The organism is Methylobacterium sp. 2A (assembly GCF_009806555.1).
GTDB lineage: Bacteria > Pseudomonadota > Alphaproteobacteria > Rhizobiales > Beijerinckiaceae > Methylobacterium.
Window position 1 is genome coordinate 42,785 of record NZ_VUOK01000018.1, and the last position, 18,777, is coordinate 61,561.

17 protein-coding genes are annotated in these 18,777 nt (G+C 71.5%); 6 read left to right on the forward strand and 11 right to left on the reverse strand.

Annotated features, from left to right (window positions below):
- Positions 1 to 10: 10 nt before the first annotated feature.
- The 5 genes from FVE89_RS08515 to FVE89_RS08535 all read right to left on the reverse strand — a co-directional run bounded on the left by FVE89_RS08515 (position 11) and on the right by FVE89_RS08535 (position 5,649).
- On the reverse strand, positions 11 to 1,219 hold the full coding sequence (locus tag FVE89_RS08515; protein ID WP_160533610.1) for an ABC transporter permease: 1,209 nt from the start codon (positions 1,217 to 1,219) through the stop codon (positions 11 to 13).
- On the reverse strand, positions 1,216 to 2,190 hold the full coding sequence (locus tag FVE89_RS08520; protein WP_160533611.1) for an ABC transporter ATP-binding protein: 975 nt from the start codon (positions 2,188 to 2,190) through the stop codon (positions 1,216 to 1,218). Before FVE89_RS08520 ends, FVE89_RS08515 begins: the two co-directional genes overlap by 4 nt.
- Before the next feature lie 5 nt (positions 2,191 to 2,195).
- Positions 2,196 to 2,576: a DUF2141 domain-containing protein gene (locus FVE89_RS08525; RefSeq protein WP_160533870.1), complete on the reverse strand. Its 381-nt coding sequence runs from the start codon at positions 2,574 to 2,576 to the stop codon at positions 2,196 to 2,198.
- A 77-nt stretch (positions 2,577 to 2,653) separates the two neighbouring features.
- Positions 2,654 to 4,243, reverse strand: coding sequence for a phytoene desaturase family protein (gene crtI / locus FVE89_RS08530; RefSeq protein WP_160533612.1), 1,590 nt, complete (start codon positions 4,241 to 4,243; stop codon positions 2,654 to 2,656).
- 173 nt (positions 4,244 to 4,416) lie between these two features.
- Positions 4,417 to 5,649 carry a YbfB/YjiJ family MFS transporter gene (locus FVE89_RS08535; protein ID WP_160533613.1) on the reverse strand — a complete coding sequence of 411 codons (1,233 nt, stop codon included), beginning with the start codon at positions 5,647 to 5,649 and terminating at the stop codon, positions 4,417 to 4,419.
- A gap of 114 nt (positions 5,650 to 5,763) precedes the next feature.
- On the opposite strand from FVE89_RS08535, the gene FVE89_RS08540 reads away from it, so the two are divergent.
- On the forward strand, positions 5,764 to 6,183 hold the full coding sequence (locus tag FVE89_RS08540; protein ID WP_342389671.1) for a LysR family transcriptional regulator: 420 nt from the start codon (positions 5,764 to 5,766) through the stop codon (positions 6,181 to 6,183).
- 153 nt (positions 6,184 to 6,336) lie between these two features.
- On the opposite strand, the gene FVE89_RS08545 is transcribed toward FVE89_RS08540, so the two are convergent.
- The 5 genes from FVE89_RS08545 to croR form a co-directional block, all read right to left on the reverse strand.
- Positions 6,337 to 7,641 carry a TadE/TadG family type IV pilus assembly protein gene (locus FVE89_RS08545; RefSeq protein ID WP_342389670.1) on the reverse strand — a complete coding sequence of 435 codons (1,305 nt, stop codon included), beginning with the start codon at positions 7,639 to 7,641 and terminating at the stop codon, positions 6,337 to 6,339.
- A gap of 123 nt (positions 7,642 to 7,764) precedes the next feature.
- Positions 7,765 to 8,376, reverse strand: coding sequence for a TadE/TadG family type IV pilus assembly protein (locus FVE89_RS08550; RefSeq protein WP_160533614.1), 612 nt, complete (start codon positions 8,374 to 8,376; stop codon positions 7,765 to 7,767).
- Positions 8,376 to 8,999 carry a TadE/TadG family type IV pilus assembly protein gene (locus FVE89_RS08555; RefSeq protein WP_348644673.1) on the reverse strand — a complete coding sequence of 208 codons (624 nt, stop codon included), beginning with the start codon at positions 8,997 to 8,999 and terminating at the stop codon, positions 8,376 to 8,378. Before FVE89_RS08555 ends, FVE89_RS08550 begins: the two co-directional genes overlap by 1 nt.
- A gap of 205 nt (positions 9,000 to 9,204) precedes the next feature.
- Positions 9,205 to 9,972 carry an RNA methyltransferase gene (locus FVE89_RS08560; protein ID WP_160533873.1) on the reverse strand — a complete coding sequence of 256 codons (768 nt, stop codon included), beginning with the start codon at positions 9,970 to 9,972 and terminating at the stop codon, positions 9,205 to 9,207.
- Between the two features lie 64 nt (positions 9,973 to 10,036).
- Positions 10,037 to 10,510 (reverse strand): 3-hydroxybutyryl-CoA dehydratase, encoded by a 474-nt coding sequence (gene croR / locus FVE89_RS08565; protein WP_160533615.1) that lies wholly within the window; start codon positions 10,508 to 10,510, stop codon positions 10,037 to 10,039.
- Between the two features lie 174 nt (positions 10,511 to 10,684).
- On the opposite strand from croR, the gene FVE89_RS08570 reads away from it, so the two are divergent.
- Positions 10,685 to 11,302, forward strand: a complete 618-nt coding sequence (locus tag FVE89_RS08570) for a cation transporter (protein WP_160533616.1) — start codon at positions 10,685 to 10,687, stop codon at positions 11,300 to 11,302.
- An 8-nt stretch (positions 11,303 to 11,310) separates the two neighbouring features.
- Complete coding sequence (locus FVE89_RS08575) at positions 11,311 to 12,162, forward strand: metallophosphoesterase (RefSeq protein WP_160533617.1); 852 nt, start codon at positions 11,311 to 11,313, stop codon at positions 12,160 to 12,162.
- 152 nt (positions 12,163 to 12,314) lie between these two features.
- Here the strand turns inward: FVE89_RS08575 and FVE89_RS08580 are convergent, their stop codons facing one another.
- Entirely contained in the window at positions 12,315 to 13,760 is a 1,446-nt protein-coding gene (locus FVE89_RS08580; protein ID WP_160533618.1) for a saccharopine dehydrogenase NADP-binding domain-containing protein, read from the reverse strand.
- A gap of 375 nt (positions 13,761 to 14,135) precedes the next feature.
- On the opposite strand from FVE89_RS08580, the gene FVE89_RS30480 reads away from it, so the two are divergent.
- From FVE89_RS30480 to FVE89_RS08590, 3 genes are all read left to right on the forward strand, one after another.
- On the forward strand, positions 14,136 to 14,312 hold the full coding sequence (locus FVE89_RS30480; protein ID WP_202130684.1) for a hypothetical protein: 177 nt from the start codon (positions 14,136 to 14,138) through the stop codon (positions 14,310 to 14,312).
- A 114-nt stretch (positions 14,313 to 14,426) separates the two neighbouring features.
- Positions 14,427 to 15,104 carry an invasion associated locus B family protein gene (locus FVE89_RS08585; RefSeq protein ID WP_160533619.1) on the forward strand — a complete coding sequence of 226 codons (678 nt, stop codon included), beginning with the start codon at positions 14,427 to 14,429 and terminating at the stop codon, positions 15,102 to 15,104.
- Between the two features lie 237 nt (positions 15,105 to 15,341).
- Complete coding sequence (locus FVE89_RS08590; RefSeq protein WP_160533620.1) at positions 15,342 to 18,731, forward strand: hypothetical protein; 3,390 nt, start codon at positions 15,342 to 15,344, stop codon at positions 18,729 to 18,731.
- Positions 18,732 to 18,777 lie beyond the last annotated feature (46 nt).

Genomic DNA, 18,777 nt, shown 5'->3' on the forward strand with positions numbered 1-18,777 from the left:
CGCGACCCGTTCAGGCCGTGCGCCGGGCCGCCAGCGCGAGGGCGAGGCCGAGCCCGGCGAGGGCCAAGGCTCCCAGCACGGCCAGTGCCGGCGCGGCGACGGCGAAACCCTCGCTCAGCGCATCCTGATAGGCGGTGATCGCCCAGGCATTCGGGGTGAGCCAGCCGGCCTGCTGCAGCCACGGGGGCATCAGGAAGCGCGGCACCATCGAGCCGCCCACCGCCGAGAGCAGCAGCACCCCGAAGGTCGAGGCGAGGTGCGCCTGCTGGCGCGTCGCCGCGAGCGCACAGGCGGCGAGCGCCAGCCCCGCCGCCATGGCGGAGACCAGCAGGCAGGTGGCCAGGAAGGCCGGCCAATGCGGCCCGATCTCCACGCCGTAGAGCAGCCCGGCGGCCAGGAAGATCAGTCCCGCCTGCACGACGCCCTGGAGCGTCAGGAAGCCGAACTTGCCGAGCACCACCACCGGCAGGCCGCCCGGCCCCGCCATCAGCCGCTCGGCGAGGCCGGTCTCGCGCTCCTCGACCAGCGACATCGCCCCCTGCATGGCGGCAAACAGCAGGAACACCGCGGTGATCGCCCCCGCGTAGTAGCTGATCCGGGCGTTCGCGGTGCCGGCGGCGGTGCTGCGCCGCTCGACCAGATCGGCGAAGCCGAACGGCTCCTTCCGGGCCCGCTGCTCGGCGAAGGCCTCGTCGAGGAAGCGGCGCTCGTCCGGGCCGATCTTGCCGCTGCGCTCGACGTCGGCGACGATCCGCGACAGCACGACGTCGGGCAGAGCCGCGTTCAGCACCCGCTGGAGCTGGCCGAGGGCGATCGGCGTCGCCAGGGCCTTGGCGGGGTTCTCGACCAGCACCACCGGCTGGTCTGCGGGGCCGGGGGCGCCCTCCGCCGGGGCCGCGATCAGGTCGCCGCGCAGGGCGAGCGCCACGTCGACCTCGCCCGAGCGCACCGCCTCGGCGACGCCGGCAAGGTCTGTCACGGTCAGGCGCGTCACCCGCAGGGACGGATCGGCCGCCAGCGCGTCGGTGAGGCGCTGCGTGGCGGCGGTGTGCGCGAGGTCGGCGAGGCCCAGATGGATGCGGATCCGGTCGCCGGTCGCCCCCGAGAAGATCGCAGCGAAGATCGAGAAGATCACGGTCGGCAGCACGAAGGCCATGACCAGGGCGGCGCGGTCGCGCACCAGGCTGAGCGCCATCACGCGGAACGCAGCGCCGATCATCCGGCGATCCCCGCCCGCAGGGTGGTGGTCCCGGTGTCGTTCGCCTCGCGGGGCCGGAGCGCGTCGAGGTAGAGCGCTTCGAGCCGCGGGGCGCGCACCCGGATTTCGGCGACCGGCACGCCCTGGGCGGTCAGGGATCCAAGCAGGGCCGCGCCGTCGAGGCCGGCACGCTCCACCGAGCGCCAGACGAGTCCGCCCGGCTCGGCGGCCGCGAAGCCGGCCCGGCGCAGGGCCGCGGCGGCGGCATGGTCTGCCGGGACGGTGAGGCTCAGTTCCCGTTCGGGCGCCCCGGTGCGCAGCTGCGCCAGCAGGTCGGCGAGGCGGCCGGCGCGCACGATCCGGCCCCGCGCCAGGAACGCGACCTGCGAGGCCAGGCGTTCGGCTTCCGCGAAGTCGTGGGTGGCGATCAGGATCGCGGTGCCGGCCGCCTTGAGCCGGTCGAGGACGGCATGGATCGCGGCCCGGGCGGCGAGATCGACGCCGCTCGTCGGCTCGTCGAGCAGGACGAGGCGCGGCCGGTTCATCAGGCTCGCCGCGATGTTGACCCGGCGCCGGTAGCCCCCCGACAGGGTTCCCACCGGCCGCCGCGCGACTTCGGCGATGTCGGCCATCGCCAGGGCGGCGTCCACGGCCGCCCTCCGGTCGCGCCTTGCCACGCCCGCGAGCTGGCCGAAGACGCCGAGATTCTCGGCGACCGTCAGCTTCGGGTAGAGCGCGATCTCCTGCGGCACCCAGCCGATGGCCCGGCGGGCGCTGCCCGCCCGATAGGGATCCGCACCGCCGACCCGAACCGACCCGGTGTTCGGGGCGAGACGGCCCGCCACGAGGCGCATCAGCGAGGACTTGCCCGCCCCGTTCGGCCCGAGGAGCGCCAGGGTCTCGCCGGCCTCGAGGTCGAGATCGACGTGGTCCAGAACCCGCCGTCCGCCGAGGTCCAGGCCGACACCCGCGATCCGGACCAGGGGATCCATCCGACTCAGCGCCGCGGCAGGGCGCGGGCGAGGCGTACGCGCAGGGTGCCGCCCGGCTCCCGCAGACTGAAGGCGGCCTCGGCGAAGTCCGGCCGCGCCCGGCGTCCGGCCGCGCCCGAGAAGCCGTAGGATTCGAGCGGCAGGCCGAGCCCGGTCCGGTCGAGGCGGCCGTTGCCGTTCGCGTCCTGATAGGCCGCCACCGCGTAGGTCCCCGCCGGGACGCCCTGGAAGGTGAACTGGATCCGGCCCGCCGAGGCCGCCGCCTCCTCGCCCCGGGCGCAGGCCGATTCCGCAAGCCCACCCTGGCACAGGGCGACGCGCACCGGGCCGCCACCGGGCTCGATCCCGTCGATCTCGACCTGCACGGTCGCGGCCGCTGCCGGCAGGGTGCCGGTGAGGCCGCCCGCGAAGAGGAGTCCGGCGGGCGTGAGCCGTCGAGCGAGCCGCGAGGCTGCCGGCCGCCTCACGAGGCCTCGCCGGAGGTGGCCAGCGGCGCGGTCTCGGGGATGCCCGCCGCCGCGGCGGCGCGGGCGCCGGCCAGTTCCTCGATCAGCAGACGGGCCGAGATGCGGGCGCCCTCGTAGATCACCGGCAGGCCGGAGCCCGGATGGGTGCCGCCGCCCACGATGTAGAGCCCCGGCCCGAAGCGGTTATGCGGCCGGAAATACAGCATCTGCATCAGGTCGTGGGCGAGGTTGAAGGTGGCGCCCTCGTGGACGGCGAAATCCTCCTCCCACTGGGTCGGGTCGATGATCCGCTCGTAGCGGATCCGGGATTCGAGATCCGCGATCCCGAGGAGCTTCAGCCGCTCCAGCACCAGGGCGCGGTAGCTCTCGCGCTCCGCAGCCCAGTCGATCCCGGCCTTCAGGTTCGGCACCGGCACGAGCACGTAGAGCGCGGTGTGCCCGGGGGGCGCCATGCCGCCGTCCGTGTAGCCGGCATGCTGGACGTAGAGCGAGGGCTGCATCGGCAGCGTGCCCTCGGTGATCTCGCGGATGTTCTTCTCGTAGCCGTCGGCCAGCAGGATCGTGTGATGCCCCAGGCTCGCGGGCATTTGTCCTTCGATGCCCAGATAGAGCATGAAGGTCGAGCAGGAGAGCCGCGCCTTCTTGATCTTGGCGTCGCGCCAGCGCGGGCGGTGCCGCTCCGGCACCAGGGCGCGGACCACCTTGGCGAAGTCGCCGTTGATCAGCACCGCGTCGGCGTTGAAGGTCTCGCCGTCCGCGACCACGCCGCTGGCGCGCTTGCCGTCGAACAGCACCCGCTCGACGTTGCTGTTGAGCCGGAGATCGACGCCCATGCGCCCGGCCAAGCCCGCCATCGCGTCCGAGACCGCGCCGCAGCCGCCGACCGGATGGTAGACCCCGTGCTCGTATTCGAGGAACGACAGGATCGTGAACAGGCTCGGGCACCGGAACGGCGACATGCCGAGGTACTTGGTCTGGAACGAGAAGGCGAGGCGCACCCGCGGATCGGCGAAGTGGCGCTTCAGGTCGCGGTCGACGCTCCTTCCGGGATGCAGGTAGGGCAGGGCGGCCAGCATCGCCGGGCTCGCGAGGCTGCGCAGGGTGTGGAAGGCTTGCTGCAGGATCGGCTTGAAGTAGTCGAGCTTGGTCCGGTTCTCGGTGAAGAACGCCTGCACGTTCCGGGCGTCGTCGGGGGCGAGCCGGGCGATCTCCTGCTCCATGCGGGCGATGTCGCCGGTCGCCCGGACCGTCCCCGAGATCCCGTTCCCACCCTCGAAGACGAGGTGGTATTGCGGATCGAGCCGTTCGAGCTTGACGTGGTCCTCCAGCCGCTCGCCGCAGCTCGCGAAGATGTCGGCCAGGATCTGGGGATAGAGGAAGAAGGTCGGCCCGATATCGAACTTGTAGCCGCCCGGCGCCGTCACGGTCTTGGTGCGGCCGCCGACTTGGGCATCCTTCTCGAACAGGGTCACGTGGATCCCGGCTCGCGCCAGCAACAGGGCGGACGCCAAGCCCCCCGGACCGGCACCGACCACGGCCACCCGGCGTCCGGTCAGCGCCCGCAACCCATTCCCAGACTGAAGCAACGCCGCCGACTCCCTGCCGAATCCCCCGCCAGCTTAATGGTCAAGCTAGGCCGGACTCGGCGCGCGGCAATTGCTGCCGTTTGTCGCGCGCAGACCGCCGCGGGCCGTTAGACCGGGACGATTCGACGGGGCGGACAGCGTGACGGCAGCCGCTCTCGGGCGTCGCGGGGGGATCAGGCGGCGTGACGCGGTTCCGGACCAGCCCGGTCGGAATGCCACAGCCACAGAGCGGTCAGGATCAGCAACAGCGTGGCGACGGCCCCGGTCCAACCCAGCGCATCCCAGCCGCCCCAGCGGCCGGACCCGAGGGCGCGGACCAGCATCGGGCCGGCGATCTGTCCGGCCGCGAAGGCGGCGGTCATCCGTGCCAGCAGCGGGGTCGGATTGTCGGGCCGCGCCTCGCGGGCCAGTTGCAGGCCCGCCATGGTGGCGACCATGAAGGTGCCGCCGACGAGAATGGCCGCCAGCGCGATGGCCGGCAGGGTCCGGACGAACAGCGGCAGGGCCGTGCCGAGCGCCATGATGGCCTGCGCCAGCGCCCAGATCCGCAGACGAGACCCGTAGGCCAGGAAGCGCGCCACGGCGGCGACCGAGAGGGCGGCGGCGAAGCCGAAGAGCGGCCAGGTCAGCCCGAAGACGAGGGGATCGGGCGCCAGCGCCCGCGCCATCGAGGGCAAGAAGGTTGCCGGGACGATGTAGCCGAACCCGAAGGTTCCGTAGCAGACCACCAGCGACACTTGCCGGCCCCGGGAGAGCGGCGCCCTGGCCGCGGCCTCGCGCTCGGAGATCCGGGCCGTCTCCGTATCGGCCCCCGCGGATCGCGTCGCGGATTGCGCCCGGACGAACAGCGCGCCCAATCCGGCGAGCGCACCCAGTTCGAGCCAGAGCCCATGCGCCGGCTGGCGTCCGCCGAGCCAGGTCAGCAGCCCGGCGAGCGCGATCCCGAGCCCGACACCGGTGTAGATCCAGGCGCCCGCCTGCCCGGATTGCCGCCGGGCGAGCTCGGCCAGGCACCAGCCGCTCGCGCAGACCAGAGCCCAGGCGCTGAACACCCCCGCGGACGCGCGCAGGCTGAGGCCGAGCAGCGGAACCGTCCCGGTCTCGATCGCCGCCATGGCGAGAGTCGTCAGCGCGACGCCGAGCAGGCTCAGCAGCAGGCCGCGCCGCGGATCGCGCGCGAACCACGAGGCGGTGAGGGCGCCGAGGAGGTAGCCGACGTAATTGGCCGCCGCCCATTCCGCGCCGGCCGCCGGGCTCAGGGTGCCGTCGCGGATCATCAGCGGCATGAGCGGCGTGAAGGCGAAGCGACCGATCCCCATGGCGACCGCCAGGGCGACGAGGCCGGAGGCGACGATCGGCCGGATCGAGGGCTGTTGCGCGCGGGTGGTGGGCGGCGTCGTGGTCATCGGCGATCCATGACACCGGTCCGCTCAGCTTGGAAAATGAATTTCTGTGACCTGTCGTTCTCCTGAGGAGAATGATGGATCTCGAGGATCTGGAGATCTTCCGCTGAGGGCGGGGTGACGCGGGCGGCGGCGGATCTGCACCGGGTGCCTTCGAACGTGACCACCCGGATCAAGCCGTTCGAGGAGCGTCTGGGGGGCGCGCTGTTCCGCCGGCAGGGGCGCAGCCTCGCCCTGACGGAGGCCGGGCGCACCGTGCTCGGCCATGCGGAGAAGCTGCTCCGGATGGCCGACGCGGCCGAGCGGGACCTGCGCGGCGGCACCGTGCGCGGCGTGCTGCGCCTCGGCGCCCTGGAGAGTGCGGCCGGCGCATGGCTGCCGCCGATCTGTCGGCGTTCGACGCGCGGTATCCGGACGTCGCGATCGAGCTTCAGACCGGTACGACTCTGGCGCTGCGGCCGAAGCCGGTCGCCGCTGCCGAGGTGGCGTGAGCCGGCGCGATCGAGCGGGGCTTGGCGCGTGGGGCTTGGCGCATAAGGTTTGGCGCATCACGTCCCTTCGCCGGGGAGGATTGCCCCGCTGTGAGGACTTGAGCCGGGATCGCGACCCGGCGATCGTCGCGTCGGCCATCCGCTGCCAGGAGCGCCCGCCGGGATGGGTGCGCGCAAGACCAATCTGCGTCTCGGAGGTTCAGTTGCTCAAGCGGACGGAGGCGACGGCGGTCGAGAAGAGCTGAAGCATGGCGGCCGTGATGTCGCCGCCGGAGGCCACGGGAAAGTAGAGCCCATCCGAGGCGCATGCTTTCAGCATCGGTCCGATCTGATTCTCATAGGGTTTGACATAGGAAACGTAGAAAGGATTGTCGTAGATCGGCAGATACTGGGTGTAGATGATGCCGATGCGGACGTTGTTGTTCTTGAGCGTGTTGCAGGTCGAGGGGCTGAAGGGGCCGATGAAACGGCTGCTGGAGATCTGAAACCCTGCGCCCTGGTTGGTGACGGTGCCGCCGGTATCCTCGACGCCGTCGGTCACGAAGAACAGGAACCGGATCGGCGCCGCGGATGTCACGCCCGTTCCGCTGGCCGGGATCGTCGCGTTCATCTTCGTGAGGGCGCGCTCGAAGTCGGTCTGATTGTCGGCCTGACTGTAATACGCGTAGGCGATGTCGATGTTGGCCGCCGCCGACTTGATCTGGCTCAGGGTCGGCGTCATCGCCTGCAACCGCGTCTGCATCGAGGAATCGTTGAAGGTCCACATCTCCATCTGGAACTGCTGGCTCAGCGACATGCTGGCATTGGCCTGATCGACCAGCGCGGAGACCGCATCCCGCAGGACCTGGATGCGCAGTTTGATGTTGTTGTTCTGGGCGATGTGATAATTGTCGTTGAGATTGTCGCCGGTCACGTTGCCATGGTTGTCGAACGTGTGCTGGTGACAGGCGAAGGCGCAGCCGCCGGTCGCGTTCTTCATGTTGCTGACGTCGGTATCGGTCGCGGCCAGCCCCATCGAGGGGGAGTTGTCCAGTAGCAGATAGAAGTTGATGTATTGGAACAGGTTGCGGGTGCTCGACGAGGTTCCGCCGATGTTCATCGTCATGACCTTCATCATCGAGGCCAGACTGGTCTTCACGGTGGCCGTGTAGCTCGCCGTCAGGCTCACGGTCGAAGCCCCGTTGACCGGCGTGCCGGGCGTGAAGGACATGACCGTCACGCCGGGAACCTTGGCGGCCTCCGTCCGGAACTGCGTCTCCATGTTCTGGAGAGCCGTCGACGAGATCGTGTTGGTCTTCTGCGACATGACCGCGAGGACGGCGCCGTCGAGCGCGGCGTCGAGCCGGGCCTTGGCGGCGTTGCGGCGCCCGTAATCGATGGCTGCGGCCGAGGCGAACAGGATCGGCATCGCCACGAGGGCGAAGGTGATCGCGACCTGGCCGGAGCGCGAGCCCCGGTAACCGGTCAGGGGCGGGCGAATGGCGCGGCCGAAAAATAGCGACACGATACCCTCGCCGGTCGGGCGCTCTGCCGTGGATCGGTCTCGATGTCCGGCGGGAGCGCGAGGAAACACAGGTCGATACGAAGTCGGTGTACTGTGCCCGACCGTCGCGATCGGGCACGGAGTTCAGAAGGTCGGGCAGACCGCGCCGCCCGGCATGACGATCTCGTTGACGGTCCGCTGCGACCACGGGATCTGCCGGGTGAAGATCAGACCGCCCGGGCCGAAGATCCATCGGTAGAGGGCGCTGCCGATGATCGGCGTGTAGGCCATCGAGACCTCCGCCAGGATGTAGCGGGCCCCGTCGAACTGATAGGCGGCCGGTGTGGCCGGCAGACCGTTCGTCCCGTTGATCTGCCGGACCGGGCGCGGGGTCGCATTCTGGGTCCAACTGGAGCAGACGCCGCCGTAGAGCGTGCCGTAGACGGACTCGACGCCCATGGCGTTGACGACGATCTGGAGGCCCGAGGCGTTCAGCGGCCTGAGGATCGCGGTCGCCGCGCCGGCGATCGTCGCCATGTCGGCGGAGGAGGGTTTTGGGTTGTCGGCGCGCCCCGAGAGGTCGGCGAGCGTGCGGGCGAACAGCGTCAGCTTGCGGTTCGCATCGAGGATGCGGGTCAATTCGACGGTGCCGAAATACAGGACGATGAGCACCGGAAGGACGAGGGCGAACTCGACCGCGGCGATGCCCCGCCCGTCATCCCGGAAGCGCCTCAGGCGTGTCGCGAGGGCGGCCATCACGAGCAGACGGACTGCGTGGTGTAGGGCTCAATCTTGAACACGGTCGCGGCCTGGAGCACGCGCCGCCTGTTCGGCAGGTTCGCCGTCGCGGCGCCGAGGAGCGGAAAGAAGACCGGGACGTCGACGGCGGCCTGAACCACCATGATCGCGGAGGCTCCGCCGCAGGTGTAGCTCTGGAAGTTCGGGTTCCAGTCGCTGACGCCGTTGCTGTTGATGGTGACGGGGGAGACCATCGTGGCCCCGGCGTAACTGGGAGCCTGCGTGACGCTGATGCGGACATTGGCGCAGTTGAAGAGCGTCACCCGTGCGGTGCCGCTCGGCTGCGTGCAGATCGCGGTCCGGAACCGGCTCAACATCGTCGCCGCATCGGTCGTGCCGGTATTCGCGGTCTGGAAGGTGCCCGTGTAGATCTGGCGCCCGGCCTCGACCACGGCCTGCTGCAGGATCTCCTGCTCCCAGGCGACCAGCCCGTTCTCAAGGCAGGCGCCGACCAGGGCGAGGAAGGGGAGCGCCACGAGACCGAACTCGACCGCCGTGGCGCCGCTCCGCTCACGGCACAACCGTGCGACTTGACGCGTCGGTCTCACCCAGTGGTGGGCGACATGGCTCAATGGTCTCACGGTGCGACCCAGCGGGTTGCGGTACTGCGGCCGGATAGACCACGGAAATCTTACATTTTTCCATATGCGACCGCCGAAACCCCGGCGACCGATTGATATTGTTGTCTTTCAGGGTTGTGGGGCTGAATCTCTTTCAACCAAAGATGTTGCGCGCGGGCGGAAGGGGCCGAGACTCGGATCCCGGTGGCTGCGTCCCGGCCGGAGCTTATCCTGCACGGTCGAGGCGTCCCTGGCTGCGCGCAATGCCATGCAGGGCGATCCCGGCCGCGGTGGCGACGTTGAGGGAATCGAAGCCCGCCGCCATCGGGATCCGGACCGGCCGCGCCCGGGCGAGGATCGCCGCATCGAGCCCGGGCCCCTCGGTGCCGAGGATCAGGAGCGCCCGGGCGGGTGCGGGGCGGTCCTCCAGGGTCTCGGTCGCGCCCGGGCTGAGCGCCAGCGCCTGGAGGTCCAGCGATTCGGCGAGATTCAGCCAGTCCTGGCCCGCCGCGAGCCGTGCGAAGGGCTGGATCAGCGCCGCGCCGGCCGAGACCCGGATGCTCTTGCGATACAGAGGATCGCAGCTCGCCGCGTCGAGCAGCACCGCATCCGCTCCGAAGGCGGCGGCGTTGCGGAAGGCGGCGCCGACATTGTCGTGGTTGGTCAGGCCCGCGAGGCCGAGCACCAGGGCCGGTGCGGGCCCGGGCGGTACGACCGCTGCCGCGTCAGGCTCCGATCCGCGCAGGCCGACCGCCAGCACCCCGCGGTGGATCGGGAACCCCGCCACCGCGCTCATCACGGACTTGGCGGCGAGAAAGACCGGCGGCGGGGTCGGGCAGGCGGTCACCGCCCCGGCGAGGCCCGGCCATCGTTCCGGCAGGAGCAGGATGGATTCGGCGCGGAAGCGGCTGCGCCGGCCGAGCAGCAGCCGCAGGGTCACCTCGCCCTCGGCGATGAAGCGCCCGGCGCGGCCCACGAGGTCGCGCTCGCGCATGCGGGCATAGGGTTCGAGGCGCGGGTCGTCCGGGTCGGTGACCGTCTCCGCGACTGGATCCACCTCAGCCCTGCGACCGCTCGGTGCGGCTGGCGAGCGGGTCGGCCTCGGCCTTGGTCGGCACCTTCACCAGCGCCTCGCCGTCGAGGACCGTCTCCCCCGCCACCGAGCATTGGCAGGCGAGCCGCGCGCGCCGCCGCTCGGGCATCAGCTCGGCGACCGTCACGGTGACCTCCACGACGTCGCCGATCCGCACCGGCGCGCGGAAGTTCAGCGTCTGCGAGATGTAGACCGCCCCCGGCCCCGGCAGCCGGGTGCCGAGCACCGCCGAGATCAGCCCGGCGGTGTAGAGGCCGTGGGCGATGCGGGTGCCGAAGGGCGTGCGGGCGGCGAAGTGCTCGGACAGGTGGATCGGGTTGCGGTCGCCGGTGATCTCGGCGAAACCCACCACGTCCGAGGACGCGATGGTCTTCGACAGGGTCTCCGACAGCCCGATCTCGAGATCCTCGAAATAGAGCACGCGCAATTCGGGCAGCATGACTCGGCAGACCTCCGCTTCCGGCCTGTGACGCCTCGCGCGCCCGGCCCTGGCTCTGGCCTCGCACGATCGCGGGAGCGAATCCACCCGGACGAAGGCGTAAGAGCGTCGAACTTTCTTGAGGCGCGGACAGGGTTTTCTCAACGGCCCTCGACAGGCGTCCCCGGACCGGCGATGACGCGCCCCGTGATTGCCGATGACGCAGCCCGGCCCGCGCCGCCCGCCCTCCGCCCCGTCGTCGCCCGCGTGGCGGCGCTGAACCTCGGCTATTTCGGTATCGAGATCGCGGTGGCGCTCGCCATCGGCTCGGTGGCGCTCATCGCCGACAGCCTCGATTTCCTGGAGGATGCGGCGATCAACCTGCTGATCGTGGCGGGTCTCGGCTGGAGCGCGCGCAACCGCGCCCGGCTCGGCACCGCCATGGCGGGCATCCTGCTCCTGCCGGCGCTGGCGGGTGCCTGGGCGGCCTACGGGAAGGTCTCGGATTTCGCCGCCCCGGCCGCCCTGCCGCTGACGCTCGCCGGGCTCGGGGCGCTCGCCGTGAACCTCACCTGCGCGCTGATGCTCGCCCGGCACCGGAGCGGCTCCGGCAGCCTCACCAAGGCGGCCTATCTCTCGGCGCGCAACGATGCCTTCGCCAACCTCGCGATCATCGCGGCCGGGCTGGTGACGGCCCTCGACCCGTCGCCCTGGCCGGATCTCGTGGTGGCGGCGGGCATCGCGCTCCTCAACGCCGATTCCGCCGCCGACATCCTCAAGGCCGCCGCGGCCGAGCGCCGGGCGGCCCGATAGGCACAGCCATGCGCATCTTCCCGATCTCGGACCTCCACCTCGAACGGCGCCGCCTCGACCTGATCGCGCCGCCGAGCGCGCCGTTCGACCTGCTTGCCTGCCCCGGCGATCTCTACGAGGGTCATCCCGAGCGCGGACTGGCGGCGCTCCTGCACCTCGCGCAGGGGCGGCCCGTCGTGCTGGTTCCGGGCAACCACGAGCGCTACGCGCCGACAGGCGACGGGCGCACGGCGCCGGAGCTGCTGGCCGCCCTGGAGGCGGAGGTCGAGCGCCTGAACGGCCTCGGCGCCCGGATCCACCTGCTCCAGCGGGCGCAGGGCTGCGTCATCGACGGGGTGCGCTTCCTCGGCACGACCCTGTGGAGCGACTGGACGCTGGCCGGGCGCTGGCTCTGCGCCGACACGCCCGGACGTCCGGAGGATCCGGTCGCCGACGCGGCCGCGCGCATGACCGACCCGGTCACCGGCTCGCGGGAATATCTCGGCTCGATCCGGAAGGCCGACGGCAGCCCCTGGCAGCCCGCCGACGCGATGGCCGAGCACCGGACCGAGCGGGCGGGCCTGCACGCGGCGCTCCGGATCCCGCATGACGGGCCGACCGTGGTGGTGACCCATCACCCGGCGAGCCCGCTGGCGGCGGATCGCTACCGGAACGAGCCCGGCGTCCCCTGGTGGGTGCCGGCCTTCTACGCCTCCACGGCGCTCGACGACCTCGCCGATGCTGACCGGCCGGATCTGTGGATCTCCGGGCATTTCCACGCGGGCCACGACATGCGGGTCGGGCGCTGCCGCTGGGTCTCGAACCCGGTGGAGGGGGCGACCTATCGGGCGGATTTCATGCTGGACGTCGGCGGCGCGTGACGCCGGCGATGCGACGGCAGGCCGAGTAGCGGACGGGCTACGATGTTCCGGCCTCATCGATGAATGGGGTTGCGGAAAAAACGATGCGCGTCTCCCTCCCCCGCAAAGGGGGGAGGGAGGGGGGCGTGTCCGATCCTGAAGCTGGCTAAACCTCAGCCATGCACCAGCACGTTCCGGAACTGCCACGGATCGCTGGTGTCGATATCCTCCGGGAACAGGCCCGGACGGTCGGTCAGCGGCGTCCAGTCCGTGTAGACCCCCACGACCGGGCCGAGATACGGGGTCTGGACCTCCAGGCAGCGGCGGAAATCCATCTCGTCGGCCTCGACGATCCCGGCCTCCGGGTTCTCCAGCGCCCAGACCATGCCGGCGAGCACCGCCGAGGTCACCTGCAGGCCGGTGGCGTTCTGATAGGGGGCGATCCGCCGGGTCTCCTCGATGGAGAGCTGCGAGCCGTACCAGTAGGCGTTCTTCTTATGGCCGTAGACCAGCACGCCGAGCTCGTCGATGCCGTCCACGATCTCGGTCTCGTCGAGGATGTGGTGCTGCTCCTGCACCTTGGCGGCCTTGCCGAACATCTCGTGGAGCGAGAGCACCGCGTCGTCGGCCGGATGGTAGGCGTAGTGGCAGGTCGGCCGGAACACCGGCTTCCCACCCTCCTGCACCGTGTAGTAATCGGCGATCGAGACCGCCTCGTTGTGGGTCACGAGGAAGCCGAACTGCGAGCCGGCGGTCGGCACCCAGGTGCGCACCCGCGTGTCGGCGCCCGGCTGCAGCAGGTAGATGGCGCAGCGCGAGCCCTTCTCCTGCTCGCGGGCGTTGGCGGGCTTCCAGATCTCGTGCGTGCCCCAGCCGAGCTCGGCCGGCTGGTTGCCTTCGGACACGAAGCCCTCGACCGACCACGTGTTCACGAAGACGCCCCGCGGCTTCGGGGTCTTGGCGCGCTGCGTGTCCCGCTCGGCGATGTGGACGCCCTTCACGCCCAGATCCTTCATCAGCGTGGCCCACTCGGCGCGGGTCTTGGGCTCGGGCCGCTGCAGGCCGGTATCCTGCGCGATGTTGAGCAGCGCCTGCTTCACGAACCACGAGACCATGCCGGGATTGGCGCCGCAGCACGAGACCGCGGTGGGGCCGCCGGGCTTCTTGGCGCGGGCGTCGAGGATGTCCTCGCGCAGGGCGTAGTTGGTGCGGTCGCCCTGGCTCTTCGTCTTGTCGAAGTAGAAGCCCGGCCAGGGCTCGGCCACCGTGTCGATGTAGAGGGCGCCGAGCTCGCGGCAGAGCTCCATGATGGCGCGCGAGGAGGTGTCGACCGACAGGTTCACGCAGAAGCCCTGGCCGCCGCCCTCGGTGAGGAGCGGGGTGAGGACATCGCGATAGTTCTCAGGCGTCAGCGCCACCTTCTCGAAGCGCAGGCCGTGCTTCTCGGCGAGCGCCCGGTGGGTGTCGACCGGGTCGATCACCGTGAAGCGGGCCTTGTCGTACTCGAAATGGCGTTCGATCAGGGGCAGGGTGCCCCGACCGATCGAGCCGAAGCCGATCATCACGATGGGGCCGCTGATGCGGCCATGGATCGGGTGCCGGGTCGGCTGATCGGTCATTCAGGATATCCTCGCGTCTGGCGGACGCCGTCGGCGTCCGCGCGGTCTGGCCAATGGGCGGGTTATGGCGCGCATGTGACACTGCGGCGACAGGTCGACGCATGCGCTGCGGCGCGGCCGATGGGAGCATCGCCGAAAGCGGCTCAATGGCGGCTCGCCCCGGTTCGGTCAACCATTCGCTGCATCGGGTTGTAAACACAACGTTGACGTGCCGCGTCCCACGCCATGAGCTGAGCGCATGATGCATCCGCGCCGAGTCCTGTGGCCGGCACCGCTCGCAGCTTTCATATTGCAGTGCAACAAGGCGGCTGACACGGTCGCCAGGCTCGGGTTCTCCGGAAGCGTCCGGGACCTTCGCCCCCGTCGGAGTCCGTCATGCTCGCTCTCATCGCCTCCCGGATCCCCGGCCCGGTCACCGAGACCGCCGATCGCGATCCCGGTTTCCTCACCCTGGTTTTCGCCTGCGCCCGGGCCGCCCGGACCGGTGCCGAGGCCGCCTTCGCCCGTCGCTGCGCCATGGCCCGCCTCGTCGGCGGCCCGAACCCGCTCTGATCGTTCGGGCTCGGCCGGCCGGCATTGAGCCCGGCCGTGTCGGCACAATTGCGTCATCCCCGCTGGGGCTTTAGGCGGCTCTGCCGTTCCATGGCTCCGGGGGTTGTTGATTCCATGCCGACGATTCGCGCGCTCCTGCGCTCCAGCCTGACCGTTACGTTGCTGCTCGCCTTCTCCCAGGCGGCGCCGCGGGCCCAGGATGCCGAGCCGGAGGCCGCCCCGGCCGAGGCGCCGCAGAAGGCCCGGCCGAAGCCCAAGCCCAAGCCCGCCGCCCCGAAGCCGGCGGCCAAGCCCGCTTCCGAGGCTGCCCCGGCCGCCGCACCGGCTCCGGCCCGCGCCGCTTGGCCCACGGGCGCCAGCACCGTGACCGAGAGCTACGGCGACTGGTCCATGACCTGCACGCATCCGGGCGAGAAGATCACCTGCATCGTCGCCCAGGCGCAGGGCGATTCGCAGACGGGCCGTCGCAAGTTCGGCATCGAGCTCCAGACGCCGGTGAACGGCCGCGCCGAAGGGATCGTGATGATGCCCTTCGGCCTCTCGATCGAGCCCGGCATCGCCTTCAAGCTGGACGAGCAGGTTCTCGGCAAGGGCGCGCCCTACACCGCCTGTGGGGCGGATGGCTGCTTCGTACCGATCAGCTTCCCGACGCTCGCCCTCGACGGCATGCGCACCGCCAAGAAGCTGTTCGTGATCGGCCACAAGGCCGGCAGCAGCGATGACGCCACGATCGCGGTTCCGCTGGAGGGATTCGCCCAGGCCCTCGACCGCGCCGTCGCCCTGAGCAGTTGATCCGGAGCGTTCTGCGCCGAAGTAAATGCCGGTTCGGCGCCGGCGAGCGCGTCACAAAGAGGGCTTCGAGCCGCGCGCGCTCGCGAGGCGATCGGGCACCGCTCGAAGCCGATCCCGCCGATTTGCGGGTTACGGTTAAGGCCGCGTTAGCCGCCCCGCCGCAGGATGGCCGCGACATGTGGCGCCGCGCGCCGCGGCCCAGCCGGTGCCGCGCGCCGGAATCGGATCGGCGAGGCGATGGCAACGGTGGGCGGGCGACCCCGGATCGGTCAGGGGCTCGGGGCGCGGCTGCTGCGCGCGTCGCTGCCGCTGCTCGCCCTGCTGGCCGCGGTCGATCCGGCCCTGGCCGCCCGGCTGATCGGCGCCAAGGGCACGGAGAGCGCCGCAGTGGCCGGCGCCGGTCCCGGCGGCTACGGCCGCATCGTGCTCACCTTCGACAAGCCCGTCGCCGTCAAGGCGAAGCTCGCCGGCGGCGTGCTGCTCCTGACCTACGGCGAGCGTGTCGGACAGGGACCCGAGCGGCTGGCCGACGAGATGCCCGCCTACGTGTCGAGCGTCCGGCGCGATCCGGACGGGACCGGGCTGCGGGTCGCGCTGCAGCGGCCCTACCGGGTCAATCTGCAGATGGCCGGCGAGCGGGTCTTCGTGGATCTGCTGCCGGAGGGCTGGGCCGGCTTGGCGCCGCCGCTGCCGCCCGAGGTGGTGGCCGAACTCGCCCGCCGGGCCCGGGTCGCCGAGGAGGCGCTCAAGGCCCGCATCCCCGAGCCGGTGCGCAAGCCCCTGTCGCTGGAACTGGCGCTCCTCCCGACGCTGACGCGTCTGTCGCTGCGCCTGCCCGCGGAGGCCGTCACGACCCTCACCGCCGAGGGCAACGCCACGCGCCTGCGGGTCGTCGGCCCCTGGACCATCGATCCGAGCGGCACGCGCGGTCGTCCCCGGCCCGGCATCGCCAAGCTGGCGACCGAGACGGATGCGACCTCGGCCAGCCTGCTCGTCACCCCCGAGGACGGATTCCAGATCGGCTCGGAGCGCGAGGACGGGGCCTTCCTGCTGGACGTCGTCCGGCGCAAGCCGGCGGAGCCGGCCAGCAACGCCGTCCCGATACCCGGTCCGGCAACGCCGGCTCCGGTCGCCGTCGCGCCGCCCGCTCCCGTTCCGGCCCCGCCGCCCCGGGCGGAGGCGGCCGCCGTCCCGGAGCGCCCGCCCGCGCCGCCGATGCGCCCGGCCGGATCCGGCTTGGTCTTCCCGTTCCAGGCCCTGCCGCCGGCCGTGCTGTTCGAGCGCGGCGGCATGGTCACGCTCGCCTTCGAGACTGCCGAGCCGGTCCCGGTCCCGGCAGGCAACCAGGGCCTCGTGCCGTTGGGAAGCCCGACCCGGACCGGGCCGCTCACCCTCCTGCGCTTCTCGGCTCCCCAGGGCCGCTTGGTCGATCTCAACGCGGTCTCGACGGCGGGTGGGGTCGGCTGGGAACTCTCGGCGGGCGACACCCTGAGTCCGAGCGACACGATCGATCCCGTGCGCAAGCCCGATGGTTCGGGGCGGATCGCGGTCACCCTCGGCCTGCCCCGGCCGGGCTCGGCGACATGGCTCGACCTCGACGGCGAGCGGATCGCGGTGGTCACCTCGGCCGCCCAGCGTCCCGTCGGCAATCCGAAGAACCGGCGCTTCGTTGATTTCGAGATCCTGCCGAGCCGGCACGGCCTCGCGGTGCTCGCGAGCGCGGACGACCTCGCGGTGCGGCCCGACCTCGACACGGTGACGATCGGACGGGCGGGGGGACTCGTGGCCTCCGCGACGAGCCGGAAGGCCGAGGTGGTCCTCGCCGAGCCGGGGACGCTCGCCATCGCGCCCGACGACTGGAACCGCGCGCGGTCCGGCAACGTGCGCGACACATTGCGCGAGTTCGCCAACGCGGCCGCCGCCGCGAATCCGGCTGACCGCGGCTTGGCGCGGCTCGCCATGGCCCGGGCCGACCTGGCCAACGGGCTCGATGCGGAGGGTCTCGCGGCCCTCGAAGCGGCGGCTGCCGACGATCCGCTGCTCGCAGGCCAGCGCGACACCGCCCTGCTGCGTGGCCTCGCGCTGGTGCGGATGGGCCGGAACGCGGAGGCGCTGAAGGCTTTGTCCGCCCCGATCCTCGCCGGGAATCCGGAGGCCGCCCTGTGGCGGGCGATGGCCTCGGCCGGTCTGGGCGATTGGAAGGCGGCCGAGACCGGTTTCCTCAAGGTCCTGCCGCTCATCAAGGATTACCCCGCGGATCTGGCGCAGTCGATTCGCGCCACGGCGGCGGAATCGGCGATCGAGAACGGCGATACCGAAACGGCCGCCGCCCGCGCCGAGGGCGCCCGCGACCTGCCCCCCTGGATCCGCGACCGGCTGGCCCTCGTCCGCGCCCGCGTCTCGGAGGCGACGGGTCAGGTGGAGGCGGCGCTCGACGCCTATGCCCGCCTGGAGACGGAAGCGGTTCGTCCGGTATCCGCGGAGGCGGCCCTGCGCAGGACGTTGCTCGCCCGGTCTGCCGGCAAGCTGACGCCGGACGCCGCGACCGAGCGCCTGGAACGGCTCGCCCTGATCTGGCACGGTGGCCCGATCGAGGAAGCCATCACGGCGGGCCTGGCCCGGCTCGATCTCGCTGCCGGCCGCTGGCGCCAAGCCTTCATGGCGGTGCGCCGGGCCAATGCCTTCGCGCCCAGCGCCCCCGCCTCGGAGGCGCTCGCCCGCGACGCGCAGATCGCCTTCGAGAACCTGTACCTAACCGACAAGGGAGATAGCCTGCCGGGGATCGAGGCCGTGGCCTTGTTCTTCGACTTCCGGGAGCTGAGCCCGATCGGGCGGCGGGGCGACGAGGTGGTGCGCCGGCTGGCCGATCGCCTCGTCGGCCTCGACCTGCTCGACTCGGCCGCGGACCTCCTCCAGTACCAGATCGACAAGCGGCTGACCGGGCCAGCCCGGTCGGCGGTCGCGGCACGGCTCGCCACGGTGCGGCTGATGGACGACAAGCCGCTGCAGGCGCTGAAGGTCCTCGACGCCACCGAGCTGCCCGAGCTGCCGGGCGAGTTGAAGCGCGCCCGGAACCTGATCCGCGCCCGCGCCCTCTCGGACCTCACCCGCACCGACCTCGCCCTGGAGACGCTCGAGGGAGAGAGCGGGCCGGATATCGATCGCCTGCGCGCCGACATCTATTGGGGCGCCCGCCGCTGGCGCGAAGCCGGCGAGACGCACGAGGCGCTGCTCGGCGAGGCGTGGCGGTCCAACCAGCCCCTCGACGCGGCGGCCCGGGCCGATGCCGTGCGCGCTGCGATCGCCTATGATCTCGCCGGCGAAACGATCGGCCTGGAGCGGCTCAAGGCGAAGTTCTCGGAATCCATGGCGGCGAGCCCCGACGCGCGCACCTTCGCGCTGCTCACGGGCACCGATCCGACCCATACTCCGGGCTTCCGCGCGGTGGCGGCCCAGGCCACCAAGGCCGAGACGCTGTCGGCCTTCCTGGCGGAGTATCGCAAGCGCTACCCGGACGCCGCCGTCCCCGAACGGGGGAAGTCCAGGGCCGCCGGCGCGGACGGTCCCGAGCCGCAGGGCGGTGACCGGCAGAGCAATGCCGAGACCCCCGGCACGCCGCCGGGATGAGCGGCGCCCGCGTCATCGATCCGGACGCCTTCCTGGAGACCGAGGC

What these genes read in the sequence shown, in the direction of transcription:
- FVE89_RS08520 (WP_160533611.1), bottom strand. Translation starts at nt 2,190, where the DNA reads ATGGATCCCCTGGTCCGGATCGCGGGTGTCGGCCTGGACCTCGGCGGA.
- croR (WP_160533615.1), bottom strand. Translation starts at nt 10,510, where the DNA reads ATGCTGCCCGAATTGCGCGTGCTCTATTTCGAGGATCTCGAGATCGGG.
- FVE89_RS08560 (WP_160533873.1), bottom strand. Translation starts at nt 9,972, where the DNA reads ATGCGCGAGCGCGACCTCGTGGGCCGCGCCGGGCGCTTCATCGCCGAG.
- FVE89_RS08580 (WP_160533618.1), bottom strand. Translation starts at nt 13,760, where the DNA reads ATGACCGATCAGCCGACCCGGCACCCGATCCATGGCCGCATCAGCGGC.
- FVE89_RS08535 (WP_160533613.1), bottom strand. Translation starts at nt 5,649, where the DNA reads ATGACCACGACGCCGCCCACCACCCGCGCGCAACAGCCCTCGATCCGG.
- FVE89_RS08585 (WP_160533619.1), top strand. Translation starts at nt 14,427, where the DNA reads ATGCCGACGATTCGCGCGCTCCTGCGCTCCAGCCTGACCGTTACGTTG.
- FVE89_RS08570 (WP_160533616.1), top strand. Translation starts at nt 10,685, where the DNA reads ATGACGCGCCCCGTGATTGCCGATGACGCAGCCCGGCCCGCGCCGCCC.
- FVE89_RS30480 (WP_202130684.1), top strand. Translation starts at nt 14,136, where the DNA reads ATGCTCGCTCTCATCGCCTCCCGGATCCCCGGCCCGGTCACCGAGACC.
- FVE89_RS08590 (WP_160533620.1), top strand. Translation starts at nt 15,342, where the DNA reads ATGGCAACGGTGGGCGGGCGACCCCGGATCGGTCAGGGGCTCGGGGCG.
- FVE89_RS08550 (WP_160533614.1), bottom strand. Translation starts at nt 8,376, where the DNA reads ATGGCCGCCCTCGCGACACGCCTGAGGCGCTTCCGGGATGACGGGCGG.
- FVE89_RS08515 (WP_160533610.1), bottom strand. Translation starts at nt 1,219, where the DNA reads ATGATCGGCGCTGCGTTCCGCGTGATGGCGCTCAGCCTGGTGCGCGAC.
- FVE89_RS08575 (WP_160533617.1), top strand. Translation starts at nt 11,311, where the DNA reads ATGCGCATCTTCCCGATCTCGGACCTCCACCTCGAACGGCGCCGCCTC.